Here is a 15,838-nt window from a genome sequence, read left to right as displayed (position 1 = left end):
GTCGCCGGGACACGGAAGCATGCCTCACCCCTGGCTGCCCGCCGGAGGTGAGGCGACCGTATGAATGCCGAAGCTGACGCTGGAGAAACAGACCCGTACTCATCCCACCGTGGCGACGCCGCTGCGCCACGACGGCAGCAGTTCGTCGAGGAGCGCCTCGGTGCGCGGCGGCAGTCCCCGCGGGCTGCTGCGGTTGATGAGATCGGCGGTGAGGGTCTGGAGTCGGCCGGTGTCGCCGGTGTCGCCGGTGGCGTGGGTGGCGCGCAGTAGCTCGTTCCACAGCCGCTCGTCGCCGGGCGCGGAGTTGAGGGCTGCGCCGAGTGCCTCGATGGCCTTCTCCGTGTGGTCCTTCTCTAGGTGGAAGGCGGACAGTGCGAGCCCGATGTCCGCCACGAGCAGTGGGAGTTGGGCGTCGACGATCTCGTGGGTGAGCCAGCGGTAGCGGCCCTCGGGCCGGTCGGCGAGCAGCGGTCCGCGCACCAGAGCGAGCGCGTCGGTGAGCAGCCGTCCGCGTACGGTCCGGCTGCTTGCGCCTTTGCCTTGCGTGGCCTCGTGGTACAGCGACCGCAGCACGTCGAGGTCCGATACGACGGCCTTGTCGAGGATGAGGCGCCCGGTCGCGTCGGTACGCAGTCGCGGGTTGCCGTCCGGGTCGGCGCCGAGCCATGTGCTCAGCCGTGCCAGCAGCGCGTCCCGCACGTCCTCGGTAACTCCCCGCGGCCACAGGGCGGATGTGAGCACGCGGGGGTGCACGCCTTCACGGTGCAGAAGCAGCAGGGCCAGGGCCTCGTGGAGCAGTGCGCTCCGCTCTCCGTCCGGGGTGTCGAGGCCGATGATCTCGTACGACCCGACGAGCCGCGCGTACACCGCGGGCCGCCCCTGCTCGCTGATGTCGACGAGGAACGGCGGGGTGGGCGTGGGTCCTTGGGGATCGCCCTCGGGGTCGGCCTCGACGAATAGCTCGACGACGGCACGCTGTTGGGCGACCGGCAGGAGCTGCGCGTCGAGTTCGAGACCGAGGAGGGGCGCGAGCAGCTTGCCCTCGCTGGTGATCTCCATCTCCCAGGCGGCACCGGGCAGCTCGCCGGACTCCATGCCGACGAGGTAACCGATGCCCAAGCGGCTTGCGTCGGCGGCGAGTTCGGCGAGCTTGACGGCGTCCTCGGCTGAGGTCTGGGAGGCGAGGAGGACGAGGTGCGGCGCCCACCGCGTGTGCTGGGCGGGCCCTGTACGCCCGGTGAGGACCGAGTCATGCCCCGCAGCCCCCAGCGCCCCCCGCCGCTGCCGTGTCTCGGCCTCCATGGTCTCGATGAGGGCCGAGTTGTCGTCGAGGTGGCGGAGCCGGTTGGGGGCGAGCGGGGTGAGGTCCTCGCCGAAGCCGACGAGCGTGATCGTCATGCGGTCCGACCACCCGTTGGTGGCGAGTTCGGCGGCAACGGACGCGAACACGGCGGCCCGGTCGGCCTCACGGCCGCTGAGGGAGACGATGCCGGGCACGGACTCGAGGTTGAGGAGCAGCCGGGAGCCGTCCAGCGTGCCGAGGCTGACGAGACCGGGGTAGGGCGCGGCGGTGTCGGCGTCCTCGTAGCGCTCGGCGTCGGTGCGGGCCAGCATCCAGAAGGTCTGGTCCTGCCCGAGCCGCCAGGGGGCGGGCGGCTTGCCCGCGGGCTGCGCGAGCTGCAGGTGCAGGTCGCCGTTGCTCAGCCAGGCCGCGTACACGGTGGGCAGCGCGCGACTCGGCGGCGAGGGACGCGGCCAGTCCGCGCAGGGACCGGTCGAGCAGCCGTACGCCTTCGGGGTCGGCGCCGACCAGAAGCGCGTCCTCGGCCTCGGCGGCCGCCCCAGTCGGCGTGGGCGGCTCCATTCCGCGCCGCCCTCCGACCGCCCCGAACGCCGACTGCCACAGCGCCTGCCGGCGCCGGCGACCGAGGGCCCCGAGGAGCCCGGCGGCGAGGAGGGGAGCGGCAAGAAGGGCTTCGGGGAGGCCGAAGGATTGGGTGCCGGACTCCGAGGAGGCGGAGGCGGCCGGGGTGGCGTGCTGGTGGTGCTGCTCGTGAGGGGCAAGCCGCTGCTCAGGCACGGCGAACTGCTGGGTGTCCCGGTCGCCACGGTCCTGCGCATGGTCCCCGGTCTTGGCGTAGTCGTGGATCTGCTGCTGCACTTCGTGCGACACCTGGGCGTGAGCGTCGGGCATCTCGACGAGTTCGCCGCCGTGCGCGTCGCCCGGCATCTCCATGATCCACCCGGGCCGGATCAGACTGGCCTCGGACAGTTTGGAGCCGTCCGCCTGGATCCGGTCCTTGTTGAGCTGGTAGATCTCCTTGTACCGGCGCCCGTCACCGAGGTGGCGCTGGGCGACCTCCCAGAGGGTGTCGTGGTGACGCCCCTCGGGCGGCTGGATGCGGTAGTACTTCGTCTCGCCGTGCTTGGCGGTACCACTGCTGCCGCTGTCCGCCTGTGCTGCGGCATGGGATGCCTGCTCGGCGAGGGCATCGGCTGTGCCTGCAGTCTGCTCCTGCTGCTGGGCGAAGAGTCCGGGGGTCTGCTGGGCGGCCGCGACCGTGGGCTTCTGGTTCCCCTCCAGGCTGTGCCCGAACTGGGACAGCCCCGGTGTGAGGCTGGCCGCGGTGGCGCCAACCAGCAGCAGCGCGGCGACGAGCTGCCGGGCGAGCAGCTGGCTGGGGCCGGCGCCGGGAACGCGCCCGGGGATGCCGACTCCGGAGAGCGCGGCCTTGACCTCGACGAGGACGCAGGCGGTGAACTGGGCCCAGGCGAGCCAGACGAGCACGGTCAAGATGTGCAGGAAGGTCCCGACGGTGATCGGGTTCTGCAGCCACTGCACCGGCTCGAACCTGCTCGGCAGCGGCCACCCCACGGACACCGCCAGCGCGCCCGGCACGCCCACGACCAGGACGAGCAGCGCGACGAACGCGAAGAACGCCTTGACGAAGTCCCCGAAGGTACGCCGCCGGATGTGCACGGGCTGGGGCGTTCGCGGCATGGCGGGTGTCCTTGGGTAGCGGGGCGGACAGATGGGATCTGTGAGGTTGTGTGAGATGTATTGAGGCTACAGAGATCTTATGAACTCGTATGTGCGACGTCGAAGGGGCAGGCTCAGCCGACCTCGTTGTGAGCCACCGCCTGTCCGTGGACGACCACGTCACCGCCGTAGAACATCCCGGTGAAGACGGGCGCATACGTCAGCTGCACCTCGACCTGGACCTGTTCGGCGTCGGCCGCCACGCAGTGGGTCGCCGCGACGTCCGCGCCGGACATGTCCATCTGCCGGGCGAAGGCCTTCACGCGGGCGTCGCAGTCCTGGTACTTGATCGGGGCGGCGCCGCCCGCGTTCTCGTAGAGGGCATCACGGTCGATGTCCTGGGCGGCGTAACGGGCCGCCTGTTCGGCGATGTCCGCCGCGCGCTCCCGCTTGGAGATGGACATGCCGCCGTCGATGACGAAGGCCGCCAGGGAGAGGAAGACGAGCGCGAAGATGATGACCGCGCCGGCGCCCGAGCCACGGTCGTCCAGGCGGGCGCGGCGGGAGGACAGCCACGCGCGCACGAAGTCCCGCACACCGATCGCGCCGATCACGCCGTCCTCCGGAACGGGTCCAGCGGGGAGCTGAAGCTCGCCGACAGTGTCGTCGGGACGTCCAGGCCGAGCATCGCCAGGCCTCGGATCCTGCAGCTGACCTCGACCGTGAAGATGGTGTCCGGCTTGAAGCCCTGGCTGGTCTGTACGACGGACACCGGGCCCGAGCAGACGTCCGTGAGGTCAGCCTCCGCCGCCTTCTTGGCCTCGGCCATCGCCGTCGCGTGGTCCTTCTGGATCGAGCCCGCGCGGGCCGCGTCCCGCGCTGCCCCGTCGAGCGCGCCGCGGCCGTCCACGAGTTGTCCGAAGGCCACCAGCACCAGGATGAACAGGATCATCACCGGGGCGAGGATCACGACCTCGACGGTGGACAGCCCCCGGTCGTCCCGCAGTCGGGAGAAGCGGTCCCGCCAAGCAGAGGCGACAGACCAAGCAGACGCGTGAGAGCGGGCAGGGAACCTCATCCGTTTCCCTCATCTCGCACGAACCTCTCCACCGGCCCCTCCGACTGCGCGTGCACCGTCAGATCCAGCCCCGGGAACACCGTCGGCACCCGCGCCGAGATCTCCACGCCGACCGTGTTCTGCTCCGGCTGCAGCATCGTGACGTCCGGCGACAGCACCAGCTGCGGACCCAGCTGGCTGATGTAGCTGTCGACTACGTCCTTCGCCTCGCCCCGCCAGGCCCCGGGCTGGTCGTGCGCCGTGGCACGCGCCTTGCGGGCGCCCGCCTGGGCCGCCGCCTGGGCCACGTGGTCGGCGAAGAAGTACAACGCGAACTGCACCGTCGCGAAGATCATGAAGAACAGGACCGGCGTGAGAAACACGAACTCGATCGCGGTCATGCCGGAGTCACCGCGGGCGGAAGCGGCCTCCACCCGGCGGCGTATCCAGCGACGAACGCGCACCGACAACCCCGTTGAATCTGTTGAGTCCGTTGAATCTGTACGAACGCTCAGCAGGTCTTGGACGCGCTGGCGCCCTTGATGCAGTCGCCCACCTTGTTGGCGCCGTCGGTCAGCGCGGCGTTGATGATCGCGGCCACCACGCCGACGATCGCCACGACGACCGCCGAGATGATGACCCACTCCACGGCGGAAGCCCCGCGGTCCAGCTCACCCGAGCGGGCCCGCTGGACCCGCCCCCGCAGGAAGGTGACAAGGAAGTCCACGGGCGGGATGCCGGTGGTGAAGTTCCGTTTGTTCATGGGGAGTTGTCCTCTCAGAAGCAGTTCGTCGGCTGGTGGTCGGTCAAAGCGCGCGTCATGCCACCTGGAACACCCGCATCGCCGCCGGAAAGATCAGGAACACCAGGAAGCCGGCGCACAGCAGCAGCTGCGCCACGAGCATCGACTGCGACTTCTCGCCCGCGCCGCCCTCGATCTCGGCGAGTTCGCGGTGCCGCATGGTCTCGGCGCGGGAGGCGAGGGACTCGCGTACCTTCGCGCCGTCGTCGGCGACCAGGGCGAGCGACGCCGACAGGTCCTTCAGCTCCTCGACGCCGATCTCCTCGCCGAGCTGCCCCAGCGCCTGCCACTGGCTGATGCCCGTGATGCGGGCGTCGGCGAGGGCGTTGCGGATGCGCAGCGTCGCCCAGCCGTCCGAGACTTCGGCGGCGGCCATGAGCGCCTCCGGCAGACCGCGTCCGCCCGCCAGGCTCATCGACACCAGGTCCAGGTACGCCCCGATCACACGCCGCAGGTCGCGCCGCTTGTCGGCCGCGTCCCGCCGTACCTCCAGGTCGGGGAGGAAGAAGAAGAGGGCCGCGCAGACCAGTGCCAGCCAGACGGGAATGATCGGGCTGCTGCCAAAACCCATGGTCCACACGACCGCGAACAGGAACGGGCCGAAGAACAGGCCGGCCACGCCCAGCAGCACCTTGGTCGCCAGGAAGTTCTCCCAGCTGCGGTCCAGGACGGCCAGGTCGGCACGGAGCGAGCGCTGCTCCCAGCCCTGCTGCAGATAGAACTCGGAGACGCGCGCGCCGACTTCGGCCCGGAGCGAGCCGAGGGGGCCCTTGCGGGCCGTGGTCCGCGTCGCCGACTCGTACGCCGCCCCGCGCGCCCGCATCGCGTCGATCCGCGCGACCTGCGCGACGGCGCTGCGCTTGGACGGCATGAGGGCGCGTATGAGGGCGTAGACGCCCAGGCCGAGAATCGCGCCGACGACGACCGGCATCGTCAGGTTCACCGTCGTACCCCCTCTTCCGGCTGGGCGGGCATCCGCGGGCGCACGAACTGCACGGCCGACTCGTCCCGGACCAGGAAGCGTTCCGGCGTCTCGATGGTCGACAGCTTGCGCAGCCACCAGAAGCCGAGCCCGAACAGACCGCAGACGCAGGCGAGTACGAGCTGGCCGACGGCTGTGCCGTACGGGGCCACGAAGTCGCGGTTGAAGACGGACAGGCCGAGGACGAAGGCGATCGAGACGGCGACGACGATCTGCACGGACCGCCGGGTCGAAGCGCGCTGCGCCATCACGCGCTGTCTCATGTCCACTTCCTCACGCGCCGATTTGGCCAGCGCGCCGAGGACCTGTCGCAGACCCGGGCCGCGCAGCCGGGAGTTGAGGATCAGCGCCGCGATGATGATGTCCGCGGACGCGTCGTCGATCTCGTCGCCGAGCTGCTGGAGCGCGTCGGGGAGCGGGGTGCGCGAGCGCAGGCGGTCGAAGAGCGCGTCCAGGTGGGGGCGCAGGACCGGGGCCGCCGCGCGGGCGGACGCCGGGATGGCCTGCTCCAGGCCCACCGCGCCTGCGATCGTGTCGCGCAGTGACTCCGTCCACGAGGCGAGGGCCTCGACGCGGCGCATGGCGGCCTTTTCCTCCGCGGCTCCGCCGAAGAGGCGGTCCCAGAAGAAGACGAGGACGCCGGCCGCGAGGCCGGCCACCGCCCAGCGGGTCAGCAGCAGGACGACCAGGCCGATGATGGCGGCCAGCGAGCCGCGCTGTCCGGCGAACCGCATCAGCTCGCTCGCCCGCTCGGCCGCCTTCTGCTTCTCGTGGTCGGGCTTGGCGGGCAGTCCGCGTACGGCGATCACGAACAGCGCGAGTCCGCCGCCGACGGCGACACCGCAGCCGATCGAGTAGAGGACGGTCGTGGAGAACAGGCCGCCCATCGAACCGAGCGGCGAGTCGAGAGCCTCGTACGTCATGTCAAACCCACGTTCCGGTGGGCCGGTAGCCCTGTGCGATCAGGTCCTCCAGGCACGCGAGGGGCGCATGCGGCACGATCCGCCCGTCCGGAGCCTCGGCGAAGACCTCGCTCGACAGCACGCGGCCGTCGACGCCGTTGACCTCGCGTACGGAGGTGACCATGCGCTGGAGGCGGCCGCCGGTCTGGTAGTTGTTGCGCCGCTGGATGAAGACGACGAAGTTCACCGCGCCCGCGATGAGCATCTGGCTGGCCTCGATGGGCAGCCGCTCGGACGCCTGCAACGCGTAGGTGGAAATACGGTTGAAGACTTCGCTGGAGCTGTTGGCGCGGATCGTGGAGAGCGAGCCGTCGTTGCCCTGCGACATCGCGTTCAGCATGGTCACGATCTCGTCGCCGAGGACCTCACCGACGATGACGCGGGAGGGGTTCATACGGAGCGAACGGCGGACGAGTTCGGCCATCGAAATCATGCCCTGGCCCTCGGAGTTGGGCAGGCGCTCCTCGAACGCGACGACGTTCGGATGCAGGTCGGGGAAGGTGTCCAGGCCGAGTTCCAGGGCGCGCTCGACGGTGATGAGGCGCTCGTGCGGCGGGATCTCGTTCGCGAGGGCCCTGAGGAGCGTCGTCTTACCGGCGTTGGTGGCTCCCGCGATCATGATGTTCTTGCGGGCTCGGACCGCGCAGGCCAGGAAGTGCGCGACCTCGGGGGCCAGGGTGCCGTTGCCGACAAGGTCGGAGATGAAGACCTTGCCCATGCGGGCGCGACGGATGGAGAGCGCCGGGCGCCGCGTCACATCCATGACGGCCGACAGACGCGAACCGTCGGGCAGCCGCAGGTCGAGTTGCGGGTTGGCGGAGTCGAAGGGGCGGGAGGAAAGGCCCGAGTAGGCGCCGAGCACCTGGATGAGCTCGATGAGTTCCTCGTCCGTCTCGGCGACCGGATCACCCGTGACCTCGCGGCCGTCGGCATACCCGACGAACACCTGGTCGGAGCCGTTGATGTCGATGTTCTCGACCTCGGGGTTGTCGAGCAGCGGCTGGAGCCGGCCGACGCCGAAGAGGGCGGCGTGCACGGCGGCCGCGTACTGCTCCTCGGTCTCGGCGTCCAGCGGCGTACGCCCGGCGTTGATCTCCGTCCGGGCGTAGTCCTCGAGGATCTGGGCTATGACCGCGCGGGCGTAGTGCCGCTCGTCCTCGGTGGACATCGGCGTGACGCCGCCGGCCTGGTCGACGCGGCGCTGCTCGGCGAGGCGGTCACCGGCGTCCTGCCTGAACCGCTTGACGAGCTGATGGTCGACAGCGGTCATCCCGCGGCCCCCGCATGCCCGCCCACATGACCGTGGGCGGGTACGGACCATGCGGCGCCGTACTGCTGGTACAGATCCGCGGTGACCTTGCGGGCCGACCGGATGAGCAGCGACTTGTCGAGGCGACCGCGCCTGCGGCCGGCCAGCTGGTCGGCTCCGGCGGGGTCGTCGGCGATGGTGCCGACGACGCGGGCACCGGTCTGGGCGTGTATGAGCACGTCGTTGACCTGGCCCGCGATCCGGCCGGCGTTACTCGGGTCGGCGATGAGGACGACACCGATCAGCGGGGTGGCCAGGCTCACGGCGCCGCGCGGACCGCCGTGCAGCTTGGCGGCCAGGGCGGCGGCGCGGTCGCGGACGCGGGCGATGGCCTCGGGCTCCGTACGGGAGAGGAGCAGTACGAGGGCGGCGTGCGGGAACAGCTCGACCGCGGGCGTGTCCCCACTGATCCGTCCGCAGTCGGCGATGACGTCGGCGGGCGCGTGCGGGGAGTCGGCGAGCGAGGCGAAGGCGCGCCCCAGGGTGGGCCACAGCCCGGCGAGACCCGCGGCGTGCTCGGCGATGCCGAGGCCGACGAGAACCTCGAGACCGCCGCTCAACGGCTGGACGTGGTCCCAGAGTTGATCGGGGACCAGCCCGCGCCGGGCAGTCGCGGCGATCGACAGCATGCCGGTGTTGGGGTTGAGCGGCCCGCCGTGCGCGGCGGTGCTGCGGTAGACGAGATCGCCGCCGGCCGGGTCGGTCTCGGCGAGCAGGGCGCGACGCGGCCAGACCGCCGCGAGGGCGACGGCCGCGGTGGTGACGCCGGGGGAACCCTTGTCGGCGGCGAGGGCGATGAGAGCCATGGTGTGCTTGAGCCGCCTTCTAGTTACCGGAGACGAGCACGAGGGCCACGGCGCTGTTGGAGGCAGCCTGCGCGAGGGCGGCGGCCTTGTCGCTGTCGACGGTCAGTGTGACGGGAAGCTCGAGCTGCTGACGAGGTCGTCACTCTTCCCCGTCTGTACGTAGCTGACGCGCGCCTGGCCGACGATCAGGGTGTTGCTGCTGCCGGACGTCGAGGCGGAGTTACTGGAGCCGCCGGAGCTGCCGGACCCGCTGTCGCTGCCGACGCGGTAGGCGGCGACGGTGTCTCCGGCCTTCAGTCCGGTCGGGTACTGCCCCGCCTTGAGGGAGAGGCCGACGGTGGCCTTGCCCGCCGCGACACCCGCCTCGTCGCCGAACATCTCGCCGACGGCGACGACCCCGGCCGGGATGGTGCTGACCGCCTTCATCTTCTCCAGGGCTTCGTGCTGGGCCCACGGCACGTAGTGAATGCTGCTGTCCTCGGCGACCATCACGGAGGTCATGTTGCTGCCCGTGACCGACCCACCCGCGGGTATCTCCTGCGTCACCTTGACGACCTCGATCCGATCCCCGGCCTGCAGCACGAGCATCGTCGCGCCGAGCGCGCCGACCAGGATGAGCAGCACCGCCAGTGCGGCCAGCGCGGGTTTGCGCTCGCGAGGGGGAGTGGGAAGCCGGTCACCGACCGCCGGCTGAGCCGAGGCGGCGGGACGTCCCGCGCCCGCCCCCGTACGCTCCTGGATTTTCACGCAACCGCTCCCCGTGCACGCAAGATGTTGTCTGCCACGTCCGGCAAATCCCCTGCAGATTCGGACACTTCACCCGTGCCCGCCCGCGCGACGACATGCCGGACGCGCGGGACATACCGCCCGATCAGGGCGAATAGCCATTGCTGGGGCGGGTGTCAAGCCATCGCACCGTATTGGCCGTACATAAGCCCCTCAAGGTGCGTCCTGCCTCATGGACCGCCCTGATCCCGCTGCCATACACCTGCAACCAGAGGTGCGCATTTCCCCGTCAGGGTCCGGAATCCGCTGATCTGCCCGTCTCGCCGGGCGCCGTTTCGCACCAGCGAAGCAATCAGTAGAGTGCCGCGAGAGATCAGCAGTACACGGCGGTACACGGGGGAAAGCAGCGGTGAGCGCAGTCACGGCATACGGCACAGGCAGACCTCTGCAGCCCCTGCGCGCCCACGCCGCACGGGCGCTCCTGGCCCTCTGCGCCTTGGCCGCCCTCTTGACAGCCGTCACCACCCCGGCCCAGGCGGCCCCCGAGGCCCCGACCTCCCAGGCCGCCTACCTCGCCGACCGCCTCCGCGCGAACCCGGTCTACGTCAGCGACCAACTCCCCCGCGAGATACCCCGGTCCACGGCCCCGGAATTCGCCAGGCTGGCCGAGCGCACCGGCGTCCCGACCTACGTGCTCGTCCTCCCCAGCCGGACCACCACCGGCGGTGAGGGCCTGCTCGCCGCCGTCCATGACCGGCTCGGCAAGGACGGCCTGTACGTGCTGATCGACGAGTCGTCGGTCACGCAGGCCACGGCCTACGGGGTGCGCGCGCCCGCCGACGACGCCGCCACCGTCGTGACGTACGAACTCCCTTACGATGCAGGCCCGTTGCGCAGCTTCGAGCGCTTCGTCGAGGTCGTCGCGCAGGGCAGCGCGAAGGCCGCGGCGCGGGCGCAGGCGGCGCGCGAGAAGTACGGCGACGGCGTCAAAGAGCCTGCGCGCATGTACATTGGGCCGACCGACCGCCGTAACCAGTCCTTCCTCACGGGCGCCCTGCTCACCGGCGTACCGCTGCTGATTCTGCTGCTCTTCGGGTACGTACGATGGTGGCGTCGCCGGCTGCCGGGAGGCGCCCGGAAGGAAGCCGCGGCCGCCGGGGCGGAGGGCATGCCCGGGAAGGCGACAGCGCCCCGCGTCCGCGTAGCCCGCTGGTTCGCCCCCGTGCTCGTCCTCGCCGCCGCCGTCGCGATCGCCGTGACCGCCACCCGCACCTTCGACCAGACCAGGTCGAGCGCCTCTCCGCCACCCCGCGCGAGCGACCTCAACGCCCGCATCGACCGGGTGGCGGCGGGTCTGGCGCAGGACCCGGTGTACGAGGACCCGGAAAGCCTGCGCGTCCTGGACGCGACCCGGCTGGGCCGGCTCCACGCCCGCATCCGGAAGTTCGAGAAGTCCGAGGGCGGCGGCCCGGTGTACGTCTCACTCGTGCCGCAGATGGCCGAGGACGAGTCCGCCGACGACGCGGAGGCGTTCGCCGCCGCGGTGCACAACAAGCTGAACAAGGACGGGGTGTACGTCGTCGCCGATCCCTCGATCGGCTCCATCGACGTCTTCAACTACGGCCTGCGGCTGGACAGTTACAGCGTCCTCTTCGACCTGCCGGACTCCGTCGCGTACGGGGACGACAGGGCGGACCAGGCCGACGACCACCTCTTGGGCCAGCGCCTCGACACCCTGATGACCATCCTCGACAGGACCAAGCGCACGGACGAGCCGACCGCCGTCGGCGACCCGCACCCGGTGACGGACCCGATCACCGAGAACCACCTGCCCCCGCTCTTCGCCACCGACTTCTGGCCCGGCCTGTTCATGGGCGCCATCGGGGCTTGGCTGCTGACCGGGCTGGTGGCGGGCGTACTGAGGATCGTCCGCAGGGTGTTGCTGCGCGTCGATCCGGAGCCGTTGCCGACGGAGTCCCTGCCCTTGGTGTCGCCGAGGGAGCCGTCGGAGGCGTATCTGCGGCATACAGCGCGGGTCGAACTTCGCGCGCTGGCAGCCGAGTTCGGTGCCGGAGCCAGGGAGGACTCCCGCGTCCAGGACCGCTTCGACGCGGCGCTGCTCCTGGTCGACGACGACCCCGACGCCGCCCTGAGGCGGTCCGGCCAGACGGACCCCGCGACCCTGGTCACGGTCATCGTCCTCGCCCGCGCGGCCCGCCAGGCGCTCGCGGGCGACGACAACGACCTGTGCTGCGGCGTGAACCCCCTGCACGGCCCCGCGGTGGCCCACAAGCTCCGACTCCCGGTCTGCGAGGCGTGCCGCGACGCGTCCGAAACCCGCAAACGGTGGCTGACACTTCCCGCCCCGGACGGCCAGGGGCGGCGGACGCGCGTCCCGTACGAGGACTACGACAGCCCCTTGTGCGCTGTGCTCGGGGGGATCTCGGGGGTTGTCGACGACGTGAGGAAGTGGGTACATGTCCGCTGACGTCAGGCGCATGGCCTCTGTTCTGCTGGCGGTACTGCTGCTGGCGGTCTCCGCCACCACGGCCCGGGCGGCCACGGACACCGACGCCCCGGGCCCCGGCAAACGCATCGCGGCCGCCCTGCGCACCTCGCCCGTCTACGTCGACGAGGCGTACACCACCGCCGTACCGCAGGCGCGGCAGCGCCAATTGGCCGAGCAGATCAGGAAGACGGGCCTGCCGATCAAGGTCGTGCTCACCCCTCTCACCAAGGGCGACGCCTTCAACGGCGACTCCGACGACCTGGCAGCGGTCGTCCACGACCGCCTGGGCATGCGCGACCTCATCCTCATCACGACGGATAGCGACTTCGCCGACTCCCTCAACGGCTACGAATGGCCGAGCGACACCCACCAGACAAGCGACGCCGTGTCCGCCGTCGGGTTCCTGGACGAGATGCGGGACGCGGGGCTGGCGGACCTCACTGCGAAGGCCGTGGAGCTGGTGGCGCAGGGCGACGGAACGAAGGTGTACGAGGAGGCGACGAAGGATCTGGGAGGCGACTCCCCGGCGTCCCCTTCCCCCAAGCCGAGTTCCGGTGAAGCGAGTTCCGGTGGAGGACCTTGGAGCAGTCGGCCCACCCTGCTGGCCGTGTCGACGCTCGCGCTGCTGGCCGCCGGCGGCGCCCTGTTCCTGGTACGAAACCGCCGTACGAGGCGGTACGGCCGTACCGCCGGCCCCTCTCCCTTCGCTCACCCGCAGGCCGTCTTCGCGGCGGCCCGCGCCGCAGACGAGGCTGCCCTGCGTCGCCGGGCGGAGGCGGAGGTCCTGGCCCTGGGCGAGGCGGCCGAGGCAGCAGACGTATCCGACACCCCCGGCCTCCAGCACGCCCTGGACGCCTACGCCGCCGCGGGCACGGTCCTCGACGCCGCCCGCGGCCTGCCCGACCTGGCGGGCGTCCTGGCCCTGGTCGCGGAGGGCCGCGACGCCCTGGCCGACTCCCGGTCCGCCCTCCCCCTCTGCTTCTTCACCCCCCTGCACGGCCGCGCCGTACGCCGCACGACCTGGCGCCCACTGGGCCGCCGGGACCGCGCCCAGGTGGCCGTATGCCCCGAGTGCGCCGCCGCTCTGCGCGCACGCCGGGCGCCGGAGGTCCTCACGGACGTGGCGGAGGGCGGCCGCTCGGTGCCGTACTTCGAGGTTGCGGGGGAGCGGAGTGTTTGGGCGGCCACAGGGTACGGGTCGTTGCTGCGGGGTGGGGACAGCCTGGCGAGGCGGGTGGCTCGGGGGGACTTCACGCGGAGTGTGGGCGGGGAGAGCGGCCAGAGCGGCTGAGGCGGTGGTTCGTGCGGGGAACGGCGTCGACCCGACGCTCGAACTGATCGAGCAACTGGCTACCGCACTGAAAGCCGATGCACACATCGACCTCCGCACCAGCCCCGAGTTCCGCTTCGAAGACCGCGCCGCCTGAGTCAATCCGTGGCGTCCGCGTTCCGGCGGGAGTCACCCGATGACCCGCCCCGCGGCGCGTATGTGCGCCCGCTGCCAACGCACCACGGACGAACCGGTCCTGGTCCAGGAGGTTCACGCCGCCACCGGCCCCTGCTTCAACGTCTACGCCTGCCCGGACTGCGCTACCCACTACCTGCCCCAGCCTGACGTATTCGAACTCCTGGAGGCCGCCGCCCACCGCCGCTCCCGCCTCACCCTCTACACCATCGACACGGCCTGGCACCGTGACCACCGACAGCGGCAAGCTCGAGATCGCGGCCGGTGCACGCGCCGAGCTGGTGCTGTGCGCGTCGGCGAACCCGCCGTGCACGTGCGTGAGGTGCAGGGCACCGCGATAGCGAAGCGAAATCCCCCGCCAGCAACGGCCCCGGACGCGGCACACGAACGGTTCCGGGGCCGCCGCCGTTTGGGCGCGATCAGGACACATCACACGCCGACAAGAGACCGTTACGTCCTTAAATGCGCACGTTCACAGGGAAGTTCGCTCTGGCGAAACCCGGAACCCCACCGATAGCGTCTGCATTCTTGACGCACTTCAGTCTCACGGGGAGTCCACTGTGAAGCGCCGTACTTTGCCCGCTGCCACCGCGCTCGCCGCGACCGCAGCCCTGCTGCTGTCAGGTTGCGGGGGCGGGGACGACAAATCCAAGGCCAACGACAAGATCGCGGGGGCGGACACGGGGAGCCCGACGGCGGCTTCGCCTAGTACTACAGCCGGTGGTTTCACGGTGAGTGTGCGCGTGCGGCTCGGGTGCGGTAGTGGCTGGTTCGGGCTCGGGTCTGGTGGCGGGTGCGCCAGCGGTGCCAGTGCATGGCGAGCCAGGTCCGGGCGGTGCGTGCGGGGGCGAGGACGATCCGGTCGTACAGGCGGCGGATCTCGTTCACGGTCGGGGGTCGGGTGTCGTCGGTGGGGCGGGTATGAGCCGGCTCCGGACGGTGACCAGGAAAGCCATGGCGAGCATGCACACGGTGGTGTGCCGGTACCACGAGCACCATTTGCGGACCTCGTGTTCGTCCAGGCCCACCTGTCCCTTCGCGACCTGGAACGACTCCTCCACCATCCAGCGTTGTCCGGCGGCGACCACCAGCTCGGCCACGGTGGCGCCGGGGTGGGTGTGGCACAGGAAGTAGGCGATCTCCCGGACGAGTGCGCCGGTCTTCCTGTCCTTCTTGTTGGGCACGGTCGAGCGGCGGATCAGCAGGTGACGCTCCAGCCCGGTGGAAACGGAGGCGAGTTGGACGGCGGCCCAGTCGTACTCGCGAGGGCCCTTGGCGCCGTCCGCGCACGAGCGGCGCTCGAAGGCATCCTCGGGTACCAGCGCCCACAGCTCGCGGGCCTGCCGGGTGCGGCCGTCGGGCAGGGGCAGCACCTCGTCCTTCGGGATGGCGAGCACGTAGCGGACCTGGTGTTCCTCCAGCCAGGCGCGCAGTGCACGGCACTGCCCGTAGGCCTCGTCGGCCAGGAAGTAGGTGAACGGCACCGAGGCGGCCAGTGCCCGCTCCAGCATCCGCCGGGCCAGCTCCGGCTTGGTGGCCACCGCGCTCGCGCGTTCGGGCGGGACGCCCTGCTCGGCGCAGCGGCGTTCGTGCTCCGCGGTGGCGCCGGCCCAGTGCTTGCCGAGGTAGAGCTCGGCGTCGATCAGAGTGCGACCCCGGCGAGATCCGTAGGACAGGTGCACGCTGACCTGGGCGTTCTCGATTCTGCCCGCAGTTCCGGTGTATTGACGCTGGACACCGGCGGTCTTGGTGCCCTTCTTGATGTCGCCGGTCTCGTCCGCGATCAGCACCGCGTCGTCGGCGGCCAGGGCGGCGACCGCGTGGGCGCGGACCCGGTCGCGCAGTTCGTCCGCATCCCATGCGGCCTTGGCCAGGAAGCCCTGCAACCGGTCCGGGCTGGGGTGGCCGGCAGCCTCCGCGAGCTGCCACAGGTTCTTGCGCGGCACCTCGCTCAGCAGCCCGCGCACCATCGCCCGCAGATTCTCCCGGGAAGCCGGACGCGCAAACACATCGTCCACCGAAGCGCACAATGCCTCCAACTCCCCCTCAAGCTCCCGCACTTGGCCCTCGGTCAGCTCGTCCGTCCGCACCACGCCCAGCGGCAGTCTCAATCCCACGAACGGAGCAACGAGCCAACCACCGTCACGTCACGTGAACCACCGGCTGTAGTACTAGTGCTTCGGCTTCCAGCGCAGCCAGCCGGCCCAAGATTGAGTTGCCCTCGGACCTGAACTTGGTCT

General features: G+C 70.8%; 13 protein-coding genes and 2 pseudogenes. 3 read left to right on the top strand and 12 right to left on the bottom strand.

The genetic code is table 11. The annotated features are described in order from the left end of the window. Positions 1–99: 99 nt before the first annotated feature. The 10 genes and pseudogenes from OOK07_RS14980 to OOK07_RS14935 all read right to left on the bottom strand — a co-directional run bounded on the left by OOK07_RS14980 (position 100) and on the right by OOK07_RS14935 (position 9,645). Positions 100–3,001, bottom strand: a pseudogene (locus OOK07_RS14980) (BTAD domain-containing putative transcriptional regulator). A 113-nt stretch (positions 3,002–3,114) separates the two neighbouring features. Next, on the bottom strand, positions 3,115–3,576 hold the full coding sequence (locus tag OOK07_RS14975) for a TadE/TadG family type IV pilus assembly protein (protein WP_266801950.1): 462 nt from the start codon (positions 3,574–3,576) through the stop codon (positions 3,115–3,117). 14 nt (positions 3,577–3,590) lie between these two features. Next, positions 3,591–4,058, bottom strand: a complete 468-nt coding sequence (locus tag OOK07_RS14970) for a TadE/TadG family type IV pilus assembly protein (RefSeq protein ID WP_266796915.1) — start codon at positions 4,056–4,058, stop codon at positions 3,591–3,593. Next, positions 4,055–4,507 carry a TadE family protein gene (locus OOK07_RS14965; RefSeq protein ID WP_266796914.1) on the bottom strand — a complete coding sequence of 151 codons (453 nt, stop codon included), beginning with the start codon at positions 4,505–4,507 and terminating at the stop codon, positions 4,055–4,057. Before OOK07_RS14965 ends, OOK07_RS14970 begins: the two co-directional genes overlap by 4 nt. A gap of 41 nt (positions 4,508–4,548) precedes the next feature. Continuing rightward, entirely contained in the window at positions 4,549–4,800 is a 252-nt protein-coding gene (locus tag OOK07_RS14960; RefSeq protein WP_266796913.1) for a hypothetical protein, read from the bottom strand. A gap of 55 nt (positions 4,801–4,855) precedes the next feature. Further along, positions 4,856–5,782, bottom strand: a complete 927-nt coding sequence (locus OOK07_RS14955; protein WP_266796912.1) for a type II secretion system F family protein — start codon at positions 5,780–5,782, stop codon at positions 4,856–4,858. After that, positions 5,779–6,708 carry a type II secretion system F family protein gene (locus tag OOK07_RS14950; RefSeq protein WP_406313315.1) on the bottom strand — a complete coding sequence of 310 codons (930 nt, stop codon included), beginning with the start codon at positions 6,706–6,708 and terminating at the stop codon, positions 5,779–5,781. The genes OOK07_RS14955 and OOK07_RS14950 overlap by 4 nt, the downstream gene beginning before the upstream one ends. 37 nt (positions 6,709–6,745) lie before the next feature. Further along, a complete protein-coding gene (locus OOK07_RS14945; protein ID WP_266796909.1) occupies positions 6,746–8,053 on the bottom strand; it encodes a TadA family conjugal transfer-associated ATPase in 1,308 nt (435 codons plus the stop codon). Then, positions 8,050–8,898, bottom strand: coding sequence for a hypothetical protein (locus tag OOK07_RS14940; RefSeq protein WP_266796908.1), 849 nt, complete (start codon positions 8,896–8,898; stop codon positions 8,050–8,052). Before OOK07_RS14940 ends, OOK07_RS14945 begins: the two co-directional genes overlap by 4 nt. A gap of 19 nt (positions 8,899–8,917) precedes the next feature. Further along, positions 8,918–9,645: pseudogene (locus OOK07_RS14935) on the bottom strand (hypothetical protein). A gap of 388 nt (positions 9,646–10,033) precedes the next feature. Here OOK07_RS14935 and OOK07_RS14930 point away from each other — a divergent pair. From OOK07_RS14930 to OOK07_RS14920, 3 genes are read left to right on the top strand one after another with little or no spacing between them, the layout of a single operon-like run. Continuing rightward, positions 10,034–12,112 carry a hypothetical protein gene (locus OOK07_RS14930; protein ID WP_266796907.1) on the top strand — a complete coding sequence of 693 codons (2,079 nt, stop codon included), beginning with the start codon at positions 10,034–10,036 and terminating at the stop codon, positions 12,110–12,112. Then, complete coding sequence (locus tag OOK07_RS14925) at positions 12,102–13,424, top strand: hypothetical protein (protein ID WP_266796906.1); 1,323 nt, start codon at positions 12,102–12,104, stop codon at positions 13,422–13,424. The genes OOK07_RS14930 and OOK07_RS14925 overlap by 11 nt, the downstream gene beginning before the upstream one ends. A 4-nt stretch (positions 13,425–13,428) precedes the next feature. Beyond that, entirely contained in the window at positions 13,429–13,560 is a 132-nt protein-coding gene (locus OOK07_RS14920; RefSeq protein WP_266796905.1) for a hypothetical protein, read from the top strand. A gap of 764 nt (positions 13,561–14,324) precedes the next feature. Here OOK07_RS14920 and OOK07_RS14915 read toward each other — a convergent pair. Next, the gene (locus tag OOK07_RS14915) at positions 14,325–14,486 is read right to left on the bottom strand and encodes a hypothetical protein (RefSeq protein WP_266796903.1); all 162 of its coding nucleotides are present in this window, start codon (positions 14,484–14,486) and stop codon (positions 14,325–14,327) included. Continuing rightward, entirely contained in the window at positions 14,483–15,715 is a 1,233-nt protein-coding gene (locus OOK07_RS14910; protein ID WP_266796902.1) for an IS701 family transposase, read from the bottom strand. Before OOK07_RS14910 ends, OOK07_RS14915 begins: the two co-directional genes overlap by 4 nt. Between the last annotated feature and the right edge of the window lie 123 nt (positions 15,716–15,838).

The organism is Streptomyces sp. NBC_00078 (genome assembly GCF_026343335.1).
Taxonomy (GTDB): Bacteria; Actinomycetota; Actinomycetes; order Streptomycetales; family Streptomycetaceae; genus Streptomyces.
Note: the sequence above shows the minus strand (reverse complement) of the source record. Positions and strands in the feature narration are given on the sequence as shown.

Coding starts and splice junctions, on each gene's coding strand:
- OOK07_RS14970 (WP_266796915.1), bottom strand. CDS start 4,058: ATGAGGTTCCCTGCCCGCTCTCACGCGTCTGCTTGGTCTGTCGCCTCT.
- OOK07_RS14960 (WP_266796913.1), bottom strand. CDS start 4,800: ATGAACAAACGGAACTTCACCACCGGCATCCCGCCCGTGGACTTCCTT.
- OOK07_RS14950 (WP_406313315.1), bottom strand. CDS start 6,708: ATGGGCGGCCTGTTCTCCACGACCGTCCTCTACTCGATCGGCTGCGGT.
- OOK07_RS14945 (WP_266796909.1), bottom strand. CDS start 8,053: ATGACCGCTGTCGACCATCAGCTCGTCAAGCGGTTCAGGCAGGACGCC.
- OOK07_RS14940 (WP_266796908.1), bottom strand. CDS start 8,898: ATGGCTCTCATCGCCCTCGCCGCCGACAAGGGTTCCCCCGGCGTCACC.
- OOK07_RS14925 (WP_266796906.1), top strand. CDS start 12,102: ATGTCCGCTGACGTCAGGCGCATGGCCTCTGTTCTGCTGGCGGTACTG.